Genomic DNA, 22,328 nt, shown 5'->3' on the forward strand with positions numbered 1-22,328 from the left:
CATGCCCCGCTTAGATTTTCGACGAGCGATCCGTGTTGTGCTGGGCGGTGCGCGTCCCACCCGGCGGGGGCTAGCCTTTCTGGTGCTCGGTTCGGTGGGGATTCTGGCGGGGTTCACGACCGGTATGCCGATCCTGTTATATGTCGGATGCTTCGTTCTCGCGCTTCCCGTTGTTGCCTTCACTTTTGTGCGCACGAGGGAATCAACGATGAGCGTCACGCGCCGTTTTTCGTTTGCGGTTGTCGAGGCGGGCAGCACAACGGCCGTGACTCTCCGGGTTGATAATGCTGCACGGAGAGTGACCTCGCCGGTTCGCTGGCGTGATTCACTGCCGTGGCGTCCGTGGGTCACCGACAGCGGTTGGCTTCCGCGCTTGTCTGTGAAGACGGGGTTGACGAGCGATCGAAGTGCGGCGCAACTCTCGTACTCGCTCACCCCCACTGAGCGAGGGGTGTTCGAGGTCGGCCCGCTCGTGGTTGAGGCGACTGATCCTTTCGATCTGGCGTGGGGAGCGTGGAACGTTGGCTCTGTGACGCCGCTCGTGGTGACGCCTCGAGTTGTGCAGCTCGCGACATCCGCGCTCGTGGCGCAATCTGGTGATGGCGAAGCGCGGGTGGTTCAGCGCAGATCGGCGGGCGACGACGACGACTCAATGACCCGTGAATACCGCCGGGGCGATGCCATGCGTCGGGTTCATTGGAAGGCTTCGGCCAGACATGGCAGCCTCATGGTTCGTCAAGAAGAGCAGCACAGTTATCCCGAGGCCCGAATTATCGTTGATACGCGTCTAGAGGGCTACCCTGACGCGAGCCGAGCATCGGTTACGCCGGCGATGAGTGCCGTCGGTGCATCCCGCTCGCAGAGCGCACGCTTCGAGTGGGTCGTCACGATGCTGGCATCGGCAGTGGTGCAACTGCGCCGTGAGGGATTCTTGATCCACATCATTGAGACAGCGCAGTCGCAGTTGACGGATGCGGCTACCGTGCACCGCAGGTCATCTGCGGAGCAGGAACTTTTGACCCGACTGGCCTCATTCGCCCCGATTGAGAGCAGTGCCGCGTGGGAGGGAGAACCGTCCACCCGTTCATCCACTCGCGGCCCGGTGATTGCGCTGATGGCAAACCCTGAACCGGTGACGGTCGATTTTTTGGTGCGCCAGTCGACGAATAATGTTCTTGCGGTGGCGTTTGTCGTCGAGCCCACGTCTGGCTTCGGCGATCGTGAACGCTTCGGTTCGGCGAAGCGTCCGCCTCTGGCAGATGAACTGCGCACTGCCGGGTGGAAGGTTATTTCGGTCAAGTCATTTGACGATGTCGCTGAGGCTTGGAACCTTTTTGTTGCGCAATCGAGGGTGGCCAGTGACGGTAGCTGAGCGGGATCGGGAGCGGGTCGCGAGTATCGAGCGCCATGATCGCAGGGTGCGCCTGTGGTCTTTGGCCGGCGCCCTGGCGTTGGCGATCGGTGTTGCGGCATCAAGCCTCGGCGAGGTGTTGACCGAGGGTTCCTGGTGGTTCCCGTTGATGGCTGTCGTTGTGGTGGCGTTGGCATCGGCAACAGCGTTTCGAAACGTCAATGCCCGTGCCGCCTGGGGAACGGCGGTGGCCGCCGTCACGGCGGGAGCACTCTTGGTTCTCACGTTTGCCGCCGACACAGCAATCGCGGGTATCGTGCCAACCGGGGCCACCTTCGCCCGCTTTGCTGAGCTCGTGCGCGACGGCGATGAGTCGATTGTCACCCAGCGTCTTCCGGCGAATGCCGATACCGGCATCGTGTTTATCGTTTGCCTGGGTGCTCTGGCCGTAACGCTCGCCATGGATGTGGCCGCGTTCGTGGTTCGCAAACCTGCGCTCGCCGGTATTCCGCTGCTGATCTTGCTGCTCGTGCCCAGCTTTGTCAGCAGCGAACTGCACAATGCGTTCGTTTTTGCTGCTACCGCACTGACCTATGTCGTGATCCTGTTGGTTGCGTCGGAGAACGTGAGCGCCCGCACGGCCTGGCCATTGGTGTCTGTGGCACTGGTGGTGTCACTCATTGTTCCCGTGCTGCTGCCGAGTGTGGAGGCGGTCTCGGAGGGTGGCAATCGTCCGGGGCTGATCTCGACCGGGGTGAATCCCATCATCAACTTGAGTAGTGACCTTCGCCGGGGCGCACCATTGCTCGCCTTGCGCTATACCTCCGAGGACACCGGCGAGTACCTCAGGGTCGCGGTGCTCGATGAGTTTGGCGATGATACGTGGCGACCGACGGAGCGCAACGATCTCAGCAGCGACGAAATCCAAGCTTTTGCCAAGCCAGTGGGGCTCACCGCCGATGTGCCGCGCACCGAAAACGCAATGCAGGTCGAGATCGAGCGCATCCGGGGCGAATATTTGCCCGTGCCCTACGCCGCCACCGGTATCTCCGGGCTTGAGGGGAGTTGGGCTTGGGAGGCGGAGGGTCTCACTGTGTCGACGGAGACGTCAAATTCGCGAGATCAACAATATGACGTGTCGTACATCACACCGACGCCGTCGATTGAGCAACTCGAGGCGGCCCCGACCACCCTTCCCGAGGGCTACGAGAACTACCTTGCCCTGCCGGCGACCCTGCCCGCCGTTGTTGCTGAAACGGCGCAAGAAGTTGCTGGTAGCGAGCTCACCCGCTTTGATCAAGCACTCGCTCTCCAATCCTTTTTCAAGGATGGCGACTTCGAGTATTCAGAAGATGCTCCGTTGGCCGATGATTATGACGGCTCCGGCGCGCAAGTGTTGGCCGAGTTTTTGACTGCCCAGAGTGGCTACTGTGTGCACTTCGCATCCGCCATGGCCGCTATGGCGCGCACCCTCGACATTCCGGCCCGTGTTGTGGTCGGCTTTACCCCCGGGCAAAGGAATGTGGATGAGGAGACCGACGAGGCCACTTTCGTGGTCACCACAGACAATCTGCACGCGTGGCCCGAACTGTACTTTCCGACCATCGGGTGGATCCGTTTCGAGCCGACAGTTTCGGTCGGCACGGAGCCCCGGTTCGCACAGAGTACCGAAGACGATCCCAGTACGCCCGACGTTGACGAGTCGAAGCCGGAGCCGGTAGCCACCCCCACACCTGCCCCGACGACAACTTCGGCTGCCCGACCTGACCTTCCGCTCAACGAGCAACCGACCGCTCCCACGACGAGTCCTCTCGCCACATCCCCGCTCTGGTGGATGCTGCTGGCCCTACCAATTCTCGTGCTGATACCGGCGCTGGTGAGGCTAGCTCGGCGTGGACTGCGCCTCTCGGCGGTGTCACGCGGTGCGGTGGCTCCGGGCTGGCGGGAAGTGCGTGATACGGCAACAGATTTGGGCTTCGACCTCAGCGATTCTGCAACTCCACGACAGCAGTATGAACACTTGGTCGAGCAGGGAGCCGTTTCGGGCTCGACGGCACTCGCGGCCATGCTTGCGAGCGTCGAGATCGCCGCGTTCAGCCCGCGCAATACGCGCCTGGGCGCCTGGGCCGTAACAGCCGCTCTAGCGTCGTTGCGAGCGTCGTCGAGTTGGCGAGCACGACTGCGTGCGTGCTGGGCGCCACGCACCGCCTTCGGGCCAGTGGATCGAACTGTCTGGCGTTGGTCTGCGAAGCGAAAGGCCTAGCCTGAGTCCGCAGAATAACAGCCCTACGCCGGGCTGAAGCCGATGAGGGGTTTGCCGGTCACCGGGTTTTGCAGAATGGATGCGCGCACCCCATAAACCTCAGCGATTAGCGCTTCCGTGAGCACAGTTCCGGTCGCACCCGCCGCAACAACACGGCCGTGGGAGAGCACAATGATGTGGTCGCAGTAGCTGGCGGCGAGCGAGAGATCGTGCAGCGCTGCCAGCACGGTGACCCCGGTGGTGCGGAGGTGTTGCAGGAGCTCAAGCACAGAGAGTTGGGCCGCGATGTCGAGGTGGTTGGTTGGCTCATCGAGCGCGAGCAGTTGCGGCTGTTGGGCGAGAGCCCGCGCGAGCATCACTCGCTGTTTTTCTCCACCGGAGAGGCTCTGAAACTCGCGCCCGCGAAAGGTGGTCATTTCCACGGTGGCGAGGCTTTCGTCGACCACTGCTGCTGACTCCGCAGAATCTGCTTCCCACAGCGACTGGTGGGGGAGCCGGCCCAAACGCACAACCATGTCGACGGTGAGGGCTGAGTCGGTAGTGGCATCCTGTTCGACAAACGCCGCAAGGCGCGCGCGTTGTCTTCGTGGCATCCCGACAAGGTCGTCGCCGTCGAAACGAACGGTGCCGGATGCCGGAGCCTGCACAGCGGTGAGCGCACGCAGCAGGGTCGACTTTCCGGCACCGTTGGGCCCGACGAGCGCGCTCAGTGAACCACGAGCAACGGTGCAGTCGATGTTGTCGATGAGGAGGGTGCCCTCGGCGGTAATGCTGATGCGTTCCCCCACCAGCCCGGAGGAGTTCTGTTCACTCATGTTGAACTCTTTCGGCGGGTGAGGAGGAGGGCGAAAATGGGGGCGCCGATCATGGCGGTCACGATTCCGACGGGGATCTCTCGCGGATCAAAGAGTGTGCGGGCGAGAGTATCTGCCCACACGAGAAACACGGCGCCCAGCAGCGCGCTGAGCGGCAACAGGGCGCGGTGCCCGGGTCCGACGAGCAGTCGCACCGCGTGTGGCAAGATGAGCCCAACGAATCCGATTGAGCCGCTCACCGAGACCATGGCGCCGGTGACCAGTGCGGATGCCGCCAGCAGCCCCCAGCGCGTAGCGCTGACGTTCACACCCAATGATGCTGCCTGCATGTCGCCGAAGGCAAAGGAGTCGAGGAGGCGGCCGGTCAACATTACGGGCACGCCGATCACAATAATTGCCGTCAGCGTGATGGCGACCGCCGGCCACCGTGCTCCGCTGAGGGAGCCGAGCAACCACGAGAGCACTTCACGGTACGAGTCGCCGGTCACGCTCCAGAAGATCACAAAACTGGTGATGGCCGAGGCGAGCGCAGAAACGGCGATGCCGGCAAGTACGGTGCGAGAGGGAGTGATCGCTCCCAGAGATCCGGCCAGTAGCAGTGTCAGCGTGAGTGCAACCAGTGCGCCAACAAAGGCGGCAATGGGCAGCAGTACTGCGGCCCCGAGCAGAAGCACCGATACCGCGCCGAGAGCAGCGCCCGACGAGAGCCCCAACAGGTACGGGTCGGCAAGGGGATTGCGGGTGATGGCCTGCATCACCGCGCCGCTCAAAGCAAGCCCCGCGCCCACCGCAGCAGCGGTTAGCACGCGCGGCAGCCGCAGCTGCCACACAATGCCATCACGCAGTTCCGTCAGTGGGCTCACACCGACCCCCATATGACTGCCAATCGACCGCCACACCTCGTCAAACCGGATCTCGGCGGGCCCGATCGTCACCGCCACGGTGATTGACAGCAGCAGTGCCACCGCCAGCCCGAGGCCGAAGATGAGCGGAGAAACCTTAGCCATCAAGCTCCGCAACTTGAGCGGACAGGCTTTCGGCAGCCTCAACACTACGCACGCCGGCTTCACTTGCCGCGAAGGGAACCACGAGGTACCGGCCAGCTTTCACAGCACTGAGGTTCGCGGTTGCCGGGTTCGCCTCAAGTACGGCGATCTTTTTTTCTGCACTGTTCCAGTCGGCATCCACGAGCACAATGAAATCGGGGTCAGCGTCGATTACCGCCTCCCAGTTGTAGGGGGCCCAGGTGGCATCCACGTCGGCAGCAATATTGGTGAGACCCACGGTGTCGAGCAGCAGTTGCGGTGCGCCGATACCAGCGCCGACGAATGGGGTGTCTGACCCAGAGGAGAACCAGAGTGCGGTGCGGGAGTCGCCGGTGGGGTCGATGGCGGCAAGGCGGTCACGCTGATCGGCCACGAGCTCGCTGGCATCAACCCGGAAGATCGAGGCAACCGTTTCGATGTCGCTAAACACGTTGTCGAAGGTCAGCGGTGTGGGCTGCTCGGCGCTCTGGCACGCCGAGGGTGACACAAAAGTGTTGATGCCGAGCGAGCCTAGGTCGGCGCGGTCGCCGGCACCGTCGGCGCTGAACGTGGATTCCCAACCGGCAAACACGAGATCGGGTTCTAAATCGAGCACAGCTTCTTCGCTGGGCACACGCTCGGCAATTGAGGTGAGGCCCGAAGCTTCGGATTCCCACTCGGCCGGCACCGGGCCGTCCTGAAACGCGGTTCCAATGATGCGATCGCCGAGCCCCAGTGCCAGCAGCAGCTCGGTGGTAGACGACTTGATCGTAATCACACGTTTGGGGGCGGTCTCGAAGCTCACGCCGAAGCCGCAGTTACTCAGCTCCACGGTCTCCGCCGCGGCATCGGGGGTCGGAGTCGACGGTGGTGATGCGGTCGCCGTGCATCCGCTGAGAGCAAGAAGTGATGCGCCAGCGAGCAGCGCGGCGCGAGTGAGAATAGACAAGTGGGCCTCCGATAAACCGAGAATTTCGGCGCCGAGCACGCCAAAGTGGGTGAAAAGTTTTTCGAGAAGACCGGCAGCCCCATCATGGGCAAACCAACCACGCCATACCGAGCGCACGAGTCTGTGGGAACCAGTCTATTGGGGCTTGCGTGCTGCGGCTATTCGGCGCGCATTCGGCTGGCGACTGTGCGATCGCTGATCGGGGGCGACAGGGAGGAGGCTACGGGGGTAGAATCGACGACCGTGTCTAGAATCAACGAGAACCCGTATGCCGTGTTGGTGCGCGATCTCATTCATCGCGCAGGTGAGATGAGAGAGCACGAACTCGATGTTGTCGTGCCGGAGTCATTTGGCAACGCAGTTATTGCGGTTGCCGCGGGCTCACACCTGAAAATAGATACACGTTTCGAGTCACTGCACGACGGCGTTTTAGTTGCTGCGGAGGTCTCGGGCAAGGCGAAAGCAGAGTGTGTGCGCTGCCTCATCGACATCACCATGCCGGTCGAGGTCGAGTTTCACGAACTTTTCGCGTATTCTGAGGACGAAGCTTTTGACTACACGGTTACCGATGAACACATCGACCTGGAACCGGTAGTCAGGGATGCGGTGGTGTTGTCGCTACCGTTCCAGCCGGTCTGTCAGAAAGATTGTCTCGGCCTGTGCCCTGAGTGTGGGGTGCGGTTGTTAGATAATCCCGGACATGAACATGAAGCTCCCATCGATGCTCGGTGGGCAGCACTGGCCGGACTTCAAGATTTCACGCAAGACTCGCACGACGCGAACGATTCACCTGAGACCCAAGAAGAAAAGAGTTAGCCATGGCAGTACCTAAGCGCAAGATGTCGCGGGCCAGCACCCGCATGCGCCGCGCCCAGTGGAAGGCCACGCCTCCCACTCTCGTCAAGACCATCGAAAACGGCAAGACCGTCTATAGCCTGCCGCACCGCGCCAAGGTTGTTGAAGACTCTGCTGGCACCCCCCTGTACATGGAGTACAAGGGTCGCAAGGTAGCTGACGTTTAACTAGTTTCCCTTCTCGGTCGAAATCATGGCGGTCACGGGCTCTAGCGCACCGGCTGAGCTCTCCGCTGTGCTCGGGGTCACTATTGACCCTGAATTGTTGACGCTTGCGCTGACGCACCGCTCTTTCGCTTACGAAAACGGTGGAATCGCCACCAACGAGCGGCTCGAATTTCTTGGCGACTCAATTCTTGGCCAGGCAGTGACGGTGAAGCTGTATCGCGACAACCCAGATCTTGACGAGGGAGACCTTGCCAAGCGTCGGGCTAGCCTTGTTTCGTCTGTTGCGCTGGCAGAAATCGCGCGCATGATTGGCCTCGGCGCCTACATTCGACTGGGTAAAGGTGAAGAGCAGACTGGTGGCCGCGAAAAGCCATCCATTCTGGCTGACACGGTCGAAGCAATTATTGGTGCCGCCTATCTGGATCGTGGTGAGGATGAAGCGACCGCTCTCGTCTTACGTTTAGTCGTGCCACTGCTGGCTGATCCGGCACGTTTTGGGGCCGCGATGGACCCGAAGACCAGCCTTCAAGAGCTGGCAGCGCGACTCGGTCTCGGGGCACCGGAGTATCGCATCAACGATAGCGGCCCCGATCACTCCAAACGTTTTCACGCAAGCGTTGTTCTGTCTGAGGAGATCATTTCCTCCGGAACTGGGTCAAGCAAGAAGCACGCCGAAATGGCGGCGGCGCTCGAAGCGTGGACGATCCTTCAAGCTGCGGCTAAGTAGCTCTTGTGCCCGAACTTCCCGAGGTCGAGGTTGTGCGCGCCGGCCTACAACCGGCGATCACCGGCGCGACCGCGGCATCCGTCACCGTCTTCGATGAGCGTTCTTTGCGCCGCCACGATGGCCCGAGTGAAGACTTTGTCGACCGGCTCACCGGCCGGGTATTCCGTGCGCCTGAGCGACGCGGCAAATTTCTGTGGATTCCACTTGATAGCGGGCACCCCGACGCACGCGATACTGGCGCCCCCAACGCTAGCAATGGTGAAGCACTCGTGGCGCACTTGGGTATGAGCGGGCAGGTGCTGCTGCGTGATCGCCACACGGATGACCGGCTCACGCGCATCCGAATCGAACTTGACCATCCTGATCACGGTGCCCTGCGCCTCAACTTTGTTGACCAACGTATTTTCGGCTCAATGTCGATCGACAGCATGCTGCCCACCGTCGATCAGCGTCACCGTACGGTACCGAGCCAGGTTGCTCACATTGCTCGTGATCCCCTCGACCCGTTCTTTGATGACGCCAAATTTTTGCGGGCGCTGAAGGCGAAGCGCACCACGGTGAAGCGAGCGCTCCTCGACCAGACGCTGATTAGCGGTATCGGCAATATCTATGCGGATGAGGCACTCTGGGCGGCACGCGTTCACTACAACCAGCCCACGGAGTCGCTGAGCCGCGCTAAGGCGATCCTGTTGCTCGCAGAAGTGCGTGCGGTTTTCGTCAAGGCGCTGGCGGAGGGTGGCACGAGCTTCGACAGCCAGTACCTCAACGTGAATGGCGAGTCCGGCTATTTTTCGCACTCGCTGAACGTGTATGGGCAGCAGGGCACTGAGTGTCCTCGCTGCGGACGGCTGGTGGTACGCGAACAGTTCATGAATCGCGGCTCGCACTTGTGTCGCTTCTGCCAGCGTGTGCGCCAGAGCGCTATCTCGCGCTCAGCGTTGCGCGCGGGATAGCGCTCTGGGCGGGCACGCTGTTTCTGCGCGGCAGAGCGGCGGAACCCCGCGCATCCGGTACCGTATACCAAGGTTCCGACCAGCATGGTGACCAGCATGGTGACCAGCAATGTGGCCAGTGAAGAAAAGGCGGTGACGTGTACCTCAAGAGTTTGACCCTCAAGGGGTTTAAGTCATTCGCTCAGCCGACCACTTTTGCTTTCGAACAGGGCGTGACGTGCGTGGTTGGCCCCAACGGTTCGGGCAAGTCCAATGTGGTGGATGCTCTGGCCTGGGTCATGGGCGAGCAGGGTGCCAAAACTTTGCGCGGCGGCAAGATGGAAGATGTCATCTTTGCCGGAACCGCCACCAAGGGCCCGCTCGGCCGCGCCGAAGTGGTGCTCACCATCGACAACGCTGATGGTGCCCTGCCCATTGAGTACAGCGAAGTCACCATCAGTCGCACGCTGTTCCGCAATGGCGGCAGTGAGTATGCGATCAATGGCACCCAGTGCCGACTGCTCGATGTTCAAGAACTGCTGAGCGACTCGGGTCTTGGCCGCGAGATGCACGTCATTGTCGGCCAGGGCCAGTTGGATGCGGTGTTGCACGCCAGCCCCGAAGATCGGCGCGGTTTCATTGAAGAAGCGGCCGGAATTCTCAAGCACCGTCGTCGTAAAGAGAAAACTATTCGCAAGCTTGACGCGATGCAGGCGAACCTCACGCGGCTCTCTGACCTAGCCGGGGAGATCCGTCGCCAACTTAAACCACTCGGCCAGCAGGCGGAGATCGCCAAAGAGGCCGCCTCGATCGCCGCCATTGTTCGGGATGCCCGCGCACGACTCCTCGCCGATGAGGTTGTCGAACTGCGCTCAAGCATTAACCATTTCAGCCGAAGTGAAAGCGAACGCAAAACTCAGCGCATTGTGCTCCAAGAGCAACTCGACCAAAACAAGCTGCGCGAAGCCCGTCTCGAGCAGGCCCAGGTGGGCGGCGAAGTCGACGAGGCTCGGCGTGTGTCCTTTGGTCTTGAATCGGCGCAAGAACGCCTCCGCAGTCTTTACACTCTTGCCAACCAGCGGCTCTCGCTGCTGGGACAACAGAGTGACTCGCCGACCTCCGGCACGACCGTCAGCCAGACACTGGTCGACGAGGTCACCGCCGGAGCCGACACTCTTGCCGCCGGCGTTGAAGACGCCGAAAAGGCTGTCGGTGCTGCTGCCGCATCCACCGCGACAGCGAAGGCGGCGCTCGACTCGCTCGACGAAGAAATCGCTGAGCAGAGCGCGCTCGTCTCGCGTCACGAGCTGGAGAGTGCCGGGCTTAGCGCACGCGTAGAGGTCGCCAGCTCGACCCTCACCGCGGCACAGGGTGAGTTCGTGCGTCAGCAGCAGGCGCTCGCCGAAGCGCAGGCCCGTCGCGAGGCGGCTCAGGCAGACTTTGAGGCACTCAAGGGAGAGGCCACGAACTCGCTCACCGAGTCAGACGGCTCAGTGGAGACCGCCTATGAAGCCGCAGAGGCACAGGTGGAAAGCATCCTGGTTGAGATTGAGTCGCTGCGTGATGCGCTGCACGCCGGGGAACGTGAACGTGATGGTCTTGCCGCACGAAATTCTGCATTATCGCTCGCGGTCGATCAGAAAGATGGCTCAAGCGCGCTCGTCGCAGCCCGCCTTCCCGGCATCCGGGGGCTCGTTGCTGAGCATGTGAAGGTCACGCCCGGTTTCGAAGCGGCAATCGCTGCTGCGCTCGGCACCCTTGCCGATGCGGTGCTGGCAGAAACTCGGGATGCGGCGATCAACGCGCTGACCGAGTCAGCCAGTCGTGACTTTGGGCGGGTAGAAGTCGTTGTCGCGGATGCGCACAGCTCGGCAGCCCCGCTCGGCTCCGCTGGGTCAACGGTACCCGCCACCGACGTTGTCACGGCACCGGCTGGCGTGCATGGACTCCTGACCCACGTGTTGATCGCCGACGACCTCGACGCAGCTCGTGCGGCCCACAAATCGCTCGCCAATTCCGCCGACGTGACCTTCGTCACCCGCCAGGGAGACGTTCTTACCCAGTTTGTGTTGCGCGGTGGGTCTGGAGCCAAGCGCTCTCGCCTTGAACTCGTGGCCGAACGTGATGCCGCGGCCGAAAAGTTGGGTGTCGTCACAACTCGCATCGAGGCCACTAGTTTCGAGCTGGAAGAGAAGCGCCGCGAACTGGCGTCGGCGAAGACGGATGCCGAAGCAGCACTCGTCACCCTTCGCGAATACGACGCTCAGCTCGCCGCGCAGTCAGAGCTTCTTGGTCGACACCGAATCCAAGCGGATGCCGCGCACGCCGAATGTGACCGCCTTTCGCGTGCCGTTGATGTTGCGGCAGCAGCGGTAGCGGACGCCACAGCCGAAGTCGGTCGCGCACAGACCGCAGCCGACGAGTATCAGTCCGCCCCGCGCCCAATGCTCGACGTGTCGGAACGTGACCCGATGCTGGCCGAGGTGGAGGCGGCGAGGGCAAGCGAAGTTGACCAACGAATCCTGCTTGAGACCATCCGCGAGCGGGTGCGCGCCGAGCGCGCCAGGGCCGAGCAACTTGCCGTCCAGCTCATTCGGGAGCGTGAAGCGGCCGCAGAACAAGCCCGACTGGCGGTTATTCGTCAACGGCAGATCGCATCCGCGACTCGTGTTGTGGAGATGCTGCCTGCGGTGCTCGACTCGGTGGACCGTTCGCTGTCTGAGGCTCGCGTGGTTCTCGCGGCGAAAGAAGCAGAACGCTCCGCCCACAACCAGGAACTCTCGGGGTTGCGCCGTGAAGAGTCAGCGCTGCGTGAACGTCTCTCCGTGGTCAGTGAAAGCGTGCACGGTCTCGAGATGCAAATCTACGAAAAGAAGTTGCACCTCTCCAGCCTCCTCGAGCGCTCGGGTGAAGAGCTCGGTCTTGTCGAAGATGTACTCGTTGCAGAATATGGCCCCGAGGTTGCAGTTCCCGATGATGTCGTTGCCGATGAGAGCCCGAACGAGGAAGCAGATTCTGGCGGCGATGAAGATGCCGAGCCCGCGGCATCCGGTCGTCCATTTGTGCGGGCCGAACAAGAGGCGCGACTGCAGAAAGCGGAGCGAAAACTCGCGCGCCTGGGTCGAGTCAACCCGCTCGCTCTCGAAGAGTTCGAGGCTCTCGAGCAGCGCCACAAGTTTCTGACGGAACAACTCACCGACCTGTCGAACACGCGCAAAGATCTGCTCACGATCATTGATGAACTCGACGAAAAGATGCAGGCGATCTTCTCCAGCGCTTTCGAAGACACGAAGAACGCGTTCAACGATGTCTTTCCGGTGCTGTTCCCGGGTGGCACAGGCAGTATTTTCCTCACCAACCCCGACGACGTGCTCACCACCGGCATTGAGGTCGCGGTGAAGCCCGCCGGCAAGAAGATTGAGCGCCTGTCGCTGTTGAGCGGTGGGGAACGATCGCTGGCTGCAGTGGCCCTGCTGATCGCAATCTTTAAGGCCCGCCCCAGCCCGTTCTACATTATGGATGAGGTCGAAGCGGCACTTGACGATGCCAACCTCGGCCGACTGCTCTCCATCTTCGAAGACTTGCGCCGCACCAGCCAGCTCATCATCATTACCCACCAGAAGCGCACCATGGAGATCGCAGATTCCCTTTATGGCGTGAGTATGCGCTCCGATGGCATCAGCGCGGTTGTGGGCCAGCGCGTGGCCACAGAGACTGCGTCACGCCAAACAGGCTAACGAAACCGCAGCACGCTGGCGTAACCTCGGCGAGCTAGTCGACCCCAGACAGCGGTTCGCCGTTGACGGTGCGCACAGCCCAGCCGCTAGTGAGTCGTTCGATGGTGGAAATCGAGCCATTCACAATGTGATCGAAGTCTCGGCCGGCAAGTTCGGAGAGTGTGTAGCGGATGATCGTTCCATGACAGACAACGATCACTTTCTTGTCCGCGTAATCGGCTGAAACCTGATCGAGAGCTTCGATGCCGCGTTTGACAACCGAGTCGAGAGTTTCAAGGCCGGGGTAGCCGCGCACATCGGGCCAGCGCTGGTCGATTTCAGCCTTGGTGAGGCCTTCACCTTCGCCGTAATTCCGCTCGATGAGTAGGTCATAGCTGCGACCCAGTTCGAGCCCGCGCCCATCGGCGATAATCTGCGCTGTTTCGCGGGCGCGCTGCAGGGGGGAACTGACAATGACGTCCCATTCGCTTCCGCGGAGCAGTTCGACAGCATCCCGCGCTTGCTGGCGCCCGACATCGTTGAGCGGAATATCGCTGGAGCCTTGCATGCGTCCGGCAGCGTTCCAGTCGGTTTGGCCGTGACGAATGAGGGAGACGGTCATCGGGCTCTTTTCTGCATCGGTTCTTTGGCCATTGTTTCAGATTCTTCGGCTCGCGGGCTCACGGAAAGCTCAGCTGACGGCCGTTCCGACGACCTCGTGGTGTCATCGGGGTAATAGAGTGCGTGGGCGATCTCGATACTGAATTTCTCGCCAACGGCGGGACGCCGCCCAGGTACGAGGCAGCGAAAGTCGATACCGTCCCAACAGACTACAACGTCGCTTCCTTCCCGTCCGAACAGCGAGGAGACGACGATGCCATGGGGGCCTGCGCCTGCCGCTGGATGCAGTCTGATGTCGCCGGGAAGTATGGCGATGGACCCGCATCCGTTGACGTGGTTGCCGTCGATCTCGTCGCTCGAAAGGCGAAGTACGTGGGCTGCTGCGGTGAAGCATTGATCGACGATTTTGCCAGGGATCACTGTGGCGTCGCTAAGAAATCTGGCGACGAACGGTTGGCTGGGCTCGGTGACGAGTTGCTCGGGTGTGCCGGCCTGCTGGATGCGGCCATGATCGAGCACCACGACGCGATCTGCCAGCGCGAGTGCCTCGTCGCGGTCGTGCGTCACATGCACCACGGTGAGCCCCATCGCCCGGGTGAGGGTGCGCAGTTCGAGGCGTAGGCGAGCGCGCAGCGGTTCGTCGAGCGCGGAGAGTGCTTCGTCGAGCAGCAACGCCCGTGGTGCGGTGGCGAGGGCTCGAGCGAGCGCGACGCGCTGACGCTGCCCGCCGGAGAGGGTCGCGGGATTGCGTTTCTCCATTCCGGCGAGGCCGACGAGTTCCAGCACTTCCGCGACCCGCGCGGCACGTGCCGCGCGTGGTTGTTTCGCAAGCTTGAGGGAGTATCCGACGTTACCGGCGACATCCCAGTGCGGCCAAATGGCGTGCTGTTGGAAGACCATGCCGAGCCTGCGGTGTTCGGGCTGCACGAAGGTCTTGTCGCCGGCAACCAATTCACCGCCGATTCGTATGCCGCCGTTGGTCGGGGCAATGAACCCAGCGATCGTCCGAAGCAGGGTTGTCTTGCCTGAGCCGCTGGGGCCGACGAGGGCAACGAACTCTCCGTCGGCGATTGTGAGATCGATGTTGTCGAGGCCACGTGTGCCGTCGGCAAAACGCAAACCGACACTATCGAGGGCTATTGATGACATGGTTTTCCTTCCTAGGCGCGGATGCTGCGGGCGGTGAGTCCGAGTCCGGCAAGTCCGATAACGGTGATGATGAGTGACAGGGCGGACGCCGCGTTGTAGGCGCCTGCCTGCTGCAAATTGAAGATAAGCACTCCGATAGTCTGGGTTCCGGGGGCTACGAGCAGCACGGAGATGGTGAGTTCGCGAACAGCCGTGAGCATGACCAGGACTCCACCGGTGATCGCTGCCGGTGCGGCGAGACGCCACGAGATATCGACGAGGGCGCGCGCGCGGCTCGCTCCTGCAAGGCGGGCGGCTTCTTCGAGTGCGAGCGGGGTTGAGCGAAGTGGTGCGTTGACGGATTGCACGACCATCGCCAAGAACGCCATGACGTAGGCGCACAGGATAAGCCATGGCGTGTTGAATAGGCCGAGTTGCGGGGCGATAATGAGCCAGCCGACGGCGAGCACGAGACCTGGAATGGCTTGTGGGAGCAGCGCGAGACCATTGAGGATGGCATTGTCCCTGCTGCGCAGGCGGGTAATGAGCGTTCCAATGGTGAGCCCCACGATGGCGCAGATGATGCCGGCACCGACCGACAACACTATGGAGTTGATAGCTCCGGTCGCGGTGCTCGGGCTGCCCAGCGCGCGGCGGAAGCTGTCAAGCGTAAGGTTCTCCCACGTCAGCGGCACTCCCGGTGCAGGCAGTAGGGCTTGTGTTGCCAGGGCGAAGATGGGCAGAGCGGTCAGGGCCAGTCCCGTAGTCCACGTGATGAGTGCAATGGCAGGTTTGGCGCGCCCGAGCTGCAGCGGCACAGCCACGGTTGCCCCGCCGTCGAGCTCAAGTTTTCGCCGGGAGACGAGGGTGTCGGCAATCACTGCGATCGCGGCCAGTACCAGCAGCAGCAGACCGATGGTTGACACGACTTCGAGTGGAGCATCCACGGTGCCCGATTGAATGTACCGGTATACAAGAGTTGACAGGGTCACGAAGCGTTCCGGTAGGCCAATGATCGACGGGATGCCGAAGTCGGCGAGGTTCGAGACCAGCGTGAGTGTGAACGCCGAAAGCAGTGCGGGTTTCAGCAAGGGAATGGTCACATGGCGCACCGCAGTCCATGCCCCTGCGCCGCCGATTCTGGCCAGCTGCTCAAGGTCGCTGGGCACTCGTCGCAGGGCCGCGCCGATGATGAGGTAGGCGATCGGGTATGAGTGCACAATGAGCAGAAACACGACTCCGTCACCGCCGTAGATGTTCCAGAGTGGCGCACCGAATGTGTCAGACCAGAACCGGTTAACGGGGCCGGCAGGGCCGGCGATACTCAACCATGCGATCGCGCCGACAAAGGGTGGCACGAGCAGTGGTGTCAGCATGAATAGTCGCAGGATACGTGCGCCGGGCAGGTCGGTGCGATCGAGGAGCAGGGCCAAGGCTGTGCCGATCGCGACTGCGCCCGTGGCGGAGAGGCCTGCCGAGATGAGGCTGTTTAGCCCGGCTTCGAGAACGTCCCCTTGCAGCAGCAGCGGGAGGTGATTGCCAGAGAATGCCTGAACTGCGATCGCACTGAGCGGGGTAGCGATTACGCCGGCGCAGAAGAGCCAGGCGGCCACGCGTAGCCAGCTGATGCCATCCCAGCGCAACCGGCCACCTTCGGTCGTACGCGTGGGGAACAAAAATTGGGCACGGGAAGGGGCCCGGCCGCGTGCGGCCGGGCCTCTCGTAGCGCGACTAGCCGATGAGGTCATTGAAGTAGGTAACGGCCTCTGCGCGGCTCTCACTGATGGTGTCGAGGTCTGGCGTGACGATCTTGATTTCATCCATCGGCGGCGCCCCTTCGGGCGTTCCGACGTCGTTGCGGACGGGCAGATACGATTGTGCAACCGCCAGCTGCTGTCCTTCAGCGCTCAGGAGGAAGTCGATAAACAACTTCGCCGCATCCGCCTCGTCGGTGCTCGCGAAGATTCCGGCTGGCTGCGACACGTACGGTACGCCGTCGCTCGGGTACGAGACGGCGATCGGCGAGCCAGCCGCGGCGAGCTCGCGGGCGAGGTAATCAACGACGGCGCCGACGGGCTGTGTTCCGGTGGCGATGGCCTGCGAGGTTGGGCCGTTGCTGTCAACGATGACTGGGTTGTTGGCGGCGAGCTTTTTCAGCCACTCTTTGCCAAGGTTGTCGTCGTTGTACCAGACCGTCGCGTTAAAGGCGGCCGCTCCTGAGACATCGGGGTTGGGCATGACAATCTTGTTCGCCCACTCTGGGTTGGCAAGTTCTTGCCACGATGTCGGCGGGGCGTCAACAAGTCCGGTGTTGTAGGCGATCACTGTGGGGATGATGCGCGTTCCGACGTAGAAACCCTCGGGGTCGACGACGTCTTGGTTGATGTTCGCAGCTTCGGCAGATTCGAACTCGAGCAGCAGATCTTCTGCGGCATAAGCCTCAAAGGTGGGGGCATCTGCGGCGAGCAGAATGTCGGCTTGAATTTCGCCGGCGGCGCGCTCCGCCTCGATGCGGGCGGTAAGGTCACCCGTGCCTGCACGGAACACTTCGACCGTGATATTCGACTGCTGCTCAGTGAATGCGGAGATGATCTCGTCGATTTTCTCCTGCGGCTCGGAGGTGTAGAGCGTGATGGTGGCGGCCTCGGTGTCAGAGTTTGGCGCTGTCGCATCAGTGGCAGTCGTGCAGCCTGTCAACACGATGCCGGCTAGGGCGGCGAAGGCTACCACCGTCAAGGGTTTTTTTGCAGGAAACATGATTTCTTCTTTCAGTTGAGGTGGGATACTGCAGTGATGTGTCGGGAGTGAGAGTTAAAGAGCACCTCAGAGGGGCGCAGGGCGACGGACACGACACTGTGACCTCGATCGGTGAGATGGACGAGCGAGTAGGCGGGTGAGTCCACGCCGCGCACGCTCTCTGGTGCGGCGGTCGGGTCCTGTTGGTATGACAGGGCAGGGCTCACAGAGATGGGTACGCTGCCGAGTTGGGCGCTGAGCGAGTGATGGAAGTGTCCGGCAAGGATCATGCGCACATCGGATGCTGCGATGACGGCGGCTAACTCGTCGGCGTCGCTCAATTCCCGACCCGCGAGGGCGACTAGTGGAGAAGGTGTGGGCGGGTGGTGCAGTACGAGGACTGTGCCGTCTCCGTGGGGTTCGCTCAGTTCCCCGGCGAGCCATTCCAACTGAGTGCTGCCCAGGCTGCCGGTGCTCGAGTCGAGTAGCGCCAAGCGGGTCTGCCCGACGTACGCAATGCGCCGGTTTACGCCCGTGGACTGCGGCAGCGTCAGGAACGCGAGAGGGTGGTCGTGATTTCCCGGCACGATGAGAACCGGCGCACCGGTGCTCGCCTCAAGTCTGGTCAGCGCTGCGGCCACATCGGTATAGGCCTCGGTGTGGCCCGACTGCACGAGATCCCCCGCGACGATGACGGCGTCTGGGTTCACACCCATCTCTCTGAGCGAGAGTCCGACGAGATCGAGACGATCAATGCCGTCGACCGTCCCATAGAGGGGGCCGCCAACGCTTGCATGTGGGTCGCTCACGTGGGCGAGGAGGAGACTATGCATGCTTCGCCATTCGTCGCTCACGAAGCGCGGCCAGATCTTGGAGTGTCACGCCGTGGGCGAGCAGGTATTCATTGATGCTGCCGAAGCGGGTTCGGATCTCTGCCAGAGCCGACATGAGTGCCGCGGCGGGGCTGTCGAGGTGCAGTTCCAACGCGTTGGCCAGCTGATCGCCGCCGAGCTCCAGTGCGGCCAGCGATTGGGTGACGATGTCGTGTCTGTGCGGTCGGACGTGCGAACCGGATGCCGCGTAGTCGTCAACGACTGCAGCCTCAGTGAGACCCGCGGCGTGCAGCGCGAGTGCGACGACCAAGCCCGTCCTGTCTTTGCCTGCGGTGCAGTGGACGAGCACTGGGGTCTCTGACCGCGCAATCGCCGACACGGCAGAGCCGAGTTTGCGGCCGCGATCGAAGAGCATGAGGTTATAGATTGAGCTGAGTGTTCCGGACTGAGGGGGCCCATCGGGGAGATCGTAGATGGGGATGTGGGTGGTCGTGATGGAGGTGACGGCTGAGCGGCGTTCGTGGTGCTCTCGAAGGTCGATGACGAGCCCGATTTCGTTCGCCCGTAAGGTATCGATGTCGTCTTGATGTAGGTGGTCAAGCGCGGCCGAGCGGTAGAGCCAGGGTTCGTTTGCTGCACGGCGAAGGTTGTAGGTTCCGTGGAGATTCCACATCACAAGACCGTCCATTCCGTCGTTTCGTGAGGCATGAAATTGTGTTTCATATGACACTCGCGAGCGGAACTAAACCGGCGGTTAACGCCGTGTGACCTTCCGGTGAACCGACTGCGACGTTCTCGCTACGTGCCCGGAAAACCGTCGGTGAGGGAATCCGCCACGACATCGCGCATGGAGGTCATGAGCGACTCTGCGCCCGGCTGCGCAAATACGGCCCGCTGCAGCGCATGGAGAACCAGTCCGTGACTGATCCTGCTGAGATGGGGGTCAACGTCGTGGTTGCGGGTGACGGGCCCGGTCACCAGAGAGACATCGGCAAGTCTGGTCAATGGCGATCGAGCAAAGCTCGTGATCGCGATCACCGTTGCACCGCCGCCGTCCTTCGCGGCGCTGCACGCCTTGAGCGTGTTCGCATTGGCTCCGGAGTAACTGACAGCCAGACAAACATCCCCCCCTTTTAGGAGACGCGCGGCAAACTGCTGGGCCTGCACATCGAGCGGGGCGTCGACTGGGCGGCCTGCGGTCAGGAAGCGCAGTGCGGCATCCTGAATTGGCGGGGAGGAAAACCCGGTGCCCACCATAAGCACGCGGCCGGCCTGCGAGAGCGCCGTTGCTGCGCGGTCGAAATCAGCCGTGCTGAGGCTCTCCTGACTCACGCTAATAGCATCGGCGGCCTCCGCGAAGATGGTCGAAACCATGTGTCGCGACTCCACACTGGGGCGTGCGGGGGTGCGGGCTAGCTCAAGGCGAAGGTGCTGGTAGCCGCGAAATCCTAGGTTTTGGCACGCCCGGATTACTGTAGCGGGCGAGGTGTGCGCAACAGCTGCCAGCTCGGCAGTTGACCACTCCACCGAATTGTCTGGTGCGTCAATGAGAGCCTGTACGACCCGACCCTCACTCGGGCCGAGCATGGGCAGTGCTGAGCGCAATCGTGTCAGCAGCGGAGTCGAAGCACCAGAATCGAGGGAACTCATGCGCACTCCTTGGGTCGGTAATATCGCGTGGCGAACAGCATAGTGAGTCGTGGCGAACACGAAGTGTCCATTCGTGGTTCTGGAGACGCCTGCACTCGCTACTGCTGCACAGTTTTGTGATGGTGCGGCGCACAGGGTACGGCAGGGGCGCACCCCTGCCATACCCTGTAGGTATGGCAGCATCCTGGTCGCTCTCTGGCGCACTCAAATCTATGTTCGCGCGCAACACGATCGACGCCGATACGTGGAGCGGCCTCGAAGACGCAATGATCTCGGCCGACTTCGGGCCTGACATCACCGACTCGGTCATCGAAGAGCTGCGGGCGAGTGTCGCCAAGTACAAGACAGACGACCCCGCAGACCTGAAGCGGATGCTGCGCGAAACCCTTGAGGAACGCCTGGCTAGACTCGACCCCACTCTCACTCTCAGCGCCCGCCCCGCAGTTGTGCTGGTTGTTGGGGTCAATGGCGTCGGAAAGACCACCACGATTGGCAAGTTTGCCAAGTTCTTGGTTGGTCATGGGCGCACCGTTGTTGTTGGTGCGGCGGACACGTTTCGTGCTGCCGCGGTTGAGCAGTTGGCGACGTGGGCCGAGCGTGGGGGAGCAGAGATTGTGCGCCCGCAGCAGCAGGGCCAAGATCCGGCATCCGTCGCATTTCAGACGGTGGAGTGGGCTCAGCGGGAGTCGATCGATATTGCCATTATTGATACTGCGGGGCGCTTGCAGACCAAGAGCGGCCTGATGGATGAGCTCGGCAAGATCCGCCGGGTAATCGAGAAGCAGACCGAGATCGCCGAAGTGTTGCTCGTGCTTGATGCCACCACGGGTCAGAACGGTGTTGCGCAGGCGGAGGCTTTTATCCAGCACGCTGGGGTTACCGGCCTCGTGATCACGAAACTGGATGGGTCGGCTAGGGCCGGTTTTGTTCTTGCCGTGCAGGAGCGCACCGGCATCCCGATCAAGCTGGTCGGTCAGGGTGAGGGCATCAATGACCTCACCGGTTTCACCCCGCACGTGTTCGTGCAGGGTCTTGTTGGCTAGTTGCTGGCCGCTTTATGTGCAGCCGCAATGTCGAGGTAGTGGGTGGCGTTCTGGCGCACTCCGGCTCTCTCGTCATCGCTGAGTTCGCGACGCACTTTGGCTGGCACGCCGGCAACCAAGGATCCGGGGGGCACGATGGTGCCTTCGAGCACGACAGCTCCTGCAGCGACGAGTGATCCGGTGCCGATGACGGCACCGTTGAGCACTGTTGCGCTCATCCCGATCAGGCAGTCATCTTCGACCGTGCAGCCGTGCAGTACGGCGCCGTGACCGACACTCACTCCGGAACCTACGGATGTCGGAACACCTTCGTCGCAGTGCACCGTGACGTTGTCTTGCAGGTTCGAGCCCTCGCCGATGGTGATGGAGTCGACATCGGCCCGCAGCACGGCACCGTAGAAGATGCTCACGCGTTCGCCGAGGGTGACCTGCCCGACCAGCGTCGCGTTCGACGCAACGAAGGCGCTGTCAGAAATAAGTGGAGTATGTCCGGCGATGGGCACGATGAGAGCAGTCATGCCTCCACGCTAGCGCGACACGGGAGTGAGTTAGTGCGCGAGGCAGAAAAGTTAGCGGGAGAAGCGTGATGCGATCTCGATCAACACGTTCTCGTCGCCCGCATAGATTCCTTCGGCGCGGGGCCAGTGCCCAATCACGTCGGTGAAGCCGAGAGCTTCGGCGCGACCGACAGCGTCATCCCACGCACCAACACTGTCAAGGCTGAACCGCGGTGCACCGTCAAGGTTGAGATAGCGATCAAGAGTGGCGGATGCTCTGCCCGCATCGTCGAGGGTGTCATCGAGGCGCTCTGACACGTCTGCTACCGCCTGCCACCACTGGTCGAGGGTGTCTGCGGTGCGGCCGAGCGTGAGCCAGCCGTCGGCGAGTTCGACGGCAAGCTTCAGGCCACGGCGGCCTTCGGCGGCAACGACGAACGGCAATCGCGGAGATTGGGCCGGCGCCCCGACCATCCGTGCATTCACTGCGGTGAACCAGTCGCCGCTGAAGCTGATGCCACCGCTGCCGAGCTCTTCGAAGCGCAGCAGTTCGTCGAGACCACGAACGAACTCCTCGAAACGAGCGTGGCGTTCGCGGGGGCTCAACTCGGCCAGGCCGAGCACGGTCGAGTCGAAGCCCGTTCCGCCGGAGCCAACGCCGAGCAGAAAGCGGCCGCCGCTGACATCGTCGAGTGTCGCAAGCTCTTTGGCGAAGGTCACCGGATGCCGAAAGTTAGGCGAGGCGACAAAGGTGCCGAGCCTGATGCGGCTGGTCACGCTCGCGGCTGCCGTGAGCGTGGGAACCGTTGCGTGCCACGTCTCGTCGGCAAGAGATCTCCACGACAGGTGGTCGTAGGTCCAGGCATGATCGAAGCCGAGTTCTTCGGCGTGGATCCAGCGCTGTTTGGCTTCAGCCCAGGGCTGTTGGGGGAGTATTACGATGCCGTGTCTCACCATCTCACCCTACTCGGGCACACTCCCAGCGGGGTGCGTTCGCTCACGCGGCTCAGACACCTTAAA

Annotated in this window: 20 protein-coding genes; 8 read left to right on the top strand and 12 right to left on the bottom strand. The window is 62.1% G+C overall.

What is annotated here, in order from left to right:
- The first annotated feature begins 1 nt into the window (after nucleotide 1).
- Both FB472_RS12215 and FB472_RS12220 read left to right on the top strand, forming a co-directional pair.
- Nucleotides 2-1,372, top strand: coding sequence for a DUF58 domain-containing protein (locus FB472_RS12215; RefSeq protein ID WP_141991119.1), 1,371 nt, complete (start codon nucleotides 2-4; stop codon nucleotides 1,370-1,372).
- Nucleotides 1,359-3,614, top strand: a complete 2,256-nt coding sequence (locus FB472_RS12220; protein ID WP_141991120.1) for a transglutaminase TgpA family protein — start codon at nucleotides 1,359-1,361, stop codon at nucleotides 3,612-3,614. Before FB472_RS12215 ends, FB472_RS12220 begins: the two co-directional genes overlap by 14 nt.
- 23 nt (nucleotides 3,615-3,637) lie before the next feature.
- On the opposite strand, the gene FB472_RS12225 is transcribed toward FB472_RS12220, so the two are convergent.
- Genes FB472_RS12225 through FB472_RS12235 form a run of 3 tightly spaced genes read right to left on the bottom strand, consistent with a single transcriptional unit; the run spans nucleotide 3,638 to nucleotide 6,403 of the window.
- Complete coding sequence (locus FB472_RS12225) at nucleotides 3,638-4,429, bottom strand: ABC transporter ATP-binding protein (RefSeq protein WP_141991121.1); 792 nt, start codon at nucleotides 4,427-4,429, stop codon at nucleotides 3,638-3,640.
- Nucleotides 4,426-5,436: a putative F420-0 ABC transporter permease subunit gene (locus tag FB472_RS12230; protein ID WP_141991122.1), complete on the bottom strand. Its 1,011-nt coding sequence runs from the start codon at nucleotides 5,434-5,436 to the stop codon at nucleotides 4,426-4,428. The genes FB472_RS12225 and FB472_RS12230 overlap by 4 nt, the downstream gene beginning before the upstream one ends.
- A complete protein-coding gene (locus FB472_RS12235) occupies nucleotides 5,429-6,403 on the bottom strand; it encodes a putative F420-0 ABC transporter substrate-binding protein (RefSeq protein ID WP_246078209.1) in 975 nt (324 codons plus the stop codon). Before FB472_RS12235 ends, FB472_RS12230 begins: the two co-directional genes overlap by 8 nt.
- Before the next feature lie 243 nt (nucleotides 6,404-6,646).
- Between FB472_RS12235 and FB472_RS12240 the strand changes: the two genes are divergently transcribed.
- The 5 genes from FB472_RS12240 (at nucleotide 6,647) to smc (ending at nucleotide 12,821) form a co-directional block, all read left to right on the top strand.
- Nucleotides 6,647-7,219 (top strand): YceD family protein, encoded by a 573-nt coding sequence (locus tag FB472_RS12240; RefSeq protein ID WP_342775560.1) that lies wholly within the window; start codon nucleotides 6,647-6,649, stop codon nucleotides 7,217-7,219.
- A gap of 2 nt (nucleotides 7,220-7,221) precedes the next feature.
- On the top strand, nucleotides 7,222-7,425 hold the full coding sequence (gene rpmF, locus FB472_RS12245) for a 50S ribosomal protein L32 (RefSeq protein ID WP_021808779.1): 204 nt from the start codon (nucleotides 7,222-7,224) through the stop codon (nucleotides 7,423-7,425).
- Between the two features lie 25 nt (nucleotides 7,426-7,450).
- Nucleotides 7,451-8,152 (top strand): ribonuclease III, encoded by a 702-nt coding sequence (rnc, locus tag FB472_RS12250; RefSeq protein ID WP_141991123.1) that lies wholly within the window; start codon nucleotides 7,451-7,453, stop codon nucleotides 8,150-8,152.
- 5 nt (nucleotides 8,153-8,157) lie between these two features.
- Nucleotides 8,158-9,105 carry a bifunctional DNA-formamidopyrimidine glycosylase/DNA-(apurinic or apyrimidinic site) lyase gene (mutM, locus tag FB472_RS12255; RefSeq protein ID WP_141991124.1) on the top strand — a complete coding sequence of 316 codons (948 nt, stop codon included), beginning with the start codon at nucleotides 8,158-8,160 and terminating at the stop codon, nucleotides 9,103-9,105.
- 137 nt (nucleotides 9,106-9,242) lie between these two features.
- Complete coding sequence (smc, locus tag FB472_RS12260; protein WP_141991125.1) at nucleotides 9,243-12,821, top strand: chromosome segregation protein SMC; 3,579 nt, start codon at nucleotides 9,243-9,245, stop codon at nucleotides 12,819-12,821.
- A 34-nt stretch (nucleotides 12,822-12,855) separates the two neighbouring features.
- On the opposite strand, the gene FB472_RS12265 is transcribed toward smc, so the two are convergent.
- The 7 genes from FB472_RS12265 to FB472_RS12295 form a co-directional block, all read right to left on the bottom strand.
- Nucleotides 12,856-13,422 (bottom strand): histidine phosphatase family protein, encoded by a 567-nt coding sequence (locus tag FB472_RS12265; protein ID WP_141991126.1) that lies wholly within the window; start codon nucleotides 13,420-13,422, stop codon nucleotides 12,856-12,858.
- The gene (locus tag FB472_RS12270) at nucleotides 13,419-14,570 is read right to left on the bottom strand and encodes an ABC transporter ATP-binding protein (RefSeq protein WP_141991127.1); all 1,152 of its coding nucleotides are present in this window, start codon (nucleotides 14,568-14,570) and stop codon (nucleotides 13,419-13,421) included. Before FB472_RS12270 ends, FB472_RS12265 begins: the two co-directional genes overlap by 4 nt.
- An 11-nt stretch (nucleotides 14,571-14,581) precedes the next feature.
- Entirely contained in the window at nucleotides 14,582-16,297 is a 1,716-nt protein-coding gene (locus FB472_RS12275; RefSeq protein WP_141991128.1) for an ABC transporter permease, read from the bottom strand.
- Nucleotides 16,281-17,306, bottom strand: a complete 1,026-nt coding sequence (locus FB472_RS12280) for an ABC transporter substrate-binding protein (RefSeq protein WP_141991129.1) — start codon at nucleotides 17,304-17,306, stop codon at nucleotides 16,281-16,283. Before FB472_RS12280 ends, FB472_RS12275 begins: the two co-directional genes overlap by 17 nt.
- A gap of 11 nt (nucleotides 17,307-17,317) precedes the next feature.
- A complete protein-coding gene (locus tag FB472_RS12285) occupies nucleotides 17,318-18,118 on the bottom strand; it encodes a metallophosphoesterase family protein (RefSeq protein ID WP_141991130.1) in 801 nt (266 codons plus the stop codon).
- Nucleotides 18,111-18,791, bottom strand: a complete 681-nt coding sequence (locus FB472_RS12290) for a tyrosine-protein phosphatase (RefSeq protein ID WP_170192093.1) — start codon at nucleotides 18,789-18,791, stop codon at nucleotides 18,111-18,113. Before FB472_RS12290 ends, FB472_RS12285 begins: the two co-directional genes overlap by 8 nt.
- Before the next feature lie 125 nt (nucleotides 18,792-18,916).
- Nucleotides 18,917-19,768: a MurR/RpiR family transcriptional regulator gene (locus FB472_RS12295; RefSeq protein ID WP_141991132.1), complete on the bottom strand. Its 852-nt coding sequence runs from the start codon at nucleotides 19,766-19,768 to the stop codon at nucleotides 18,917-18,919.
- A 173-nt stretch (nucleotides 19,769-19,941) separates the two neighbouring features.
- On the opposite strand from FB472_RS12295, the gene ftsY reads away from it, so the two are divergent.
- The gene (ftsY, locus tag FB472_RS12300; protein WP_021808790.1) at nucleotides 19,942-20,811 is read left to right on the top strand and encodes a signal recognition particle-docking protein FtsY; all 870 of its coding nucleotides are present in this window, start codon (nucleotides 19,942-19,944) and stop codon (nucleotides 20,809-20,811) included.
- Here ftsY and FB472_RS12305 read toward each other — a convergent pair.
- The gene (locus FB472_RS12305; RefSeq protein WP_141991133.1) at nucleotides 20,808-21,329 is read right to left on the bottom strand and encodes a gamma carbonic anhydrase family protein; all 522 of its coding nucleotides are present in this window, start codon (nucleotides 21,327-21,329) and stop codon (nucleotides 20,808-20,810) included. The two genes, ftsY and FB472_RS12305, sit on opposite strands and share 4 nt — an antisense overlap.
- Nucleotides 21,330-21,380: 51 nt before the next feature.
- Nucleotides 21,381-22,265, bottom strand: a complete 885-nt coding sequence (locus FB472_RS12310; protein ID WP_141991134.1) for an LLM class flavin-dependent oxidoreductase — start codon at nucleotides 22,263-22,265, stop codon at nucleotides 21,381-21,383.
- Nucleotides 22,266-22,328 lie beyond the last annotated feature (63 nt).

The organism is Rhodoglobus vestalii (genome assembly GCF_006788895.1).
GTDB classification, from domain to species: domain Bacteria; phylum Actinomycetota; class Actinomycetes; order Actinomycetales; family Microbacteriaceae; genus Rhodoglobus; species Rhodoglobus vestalii.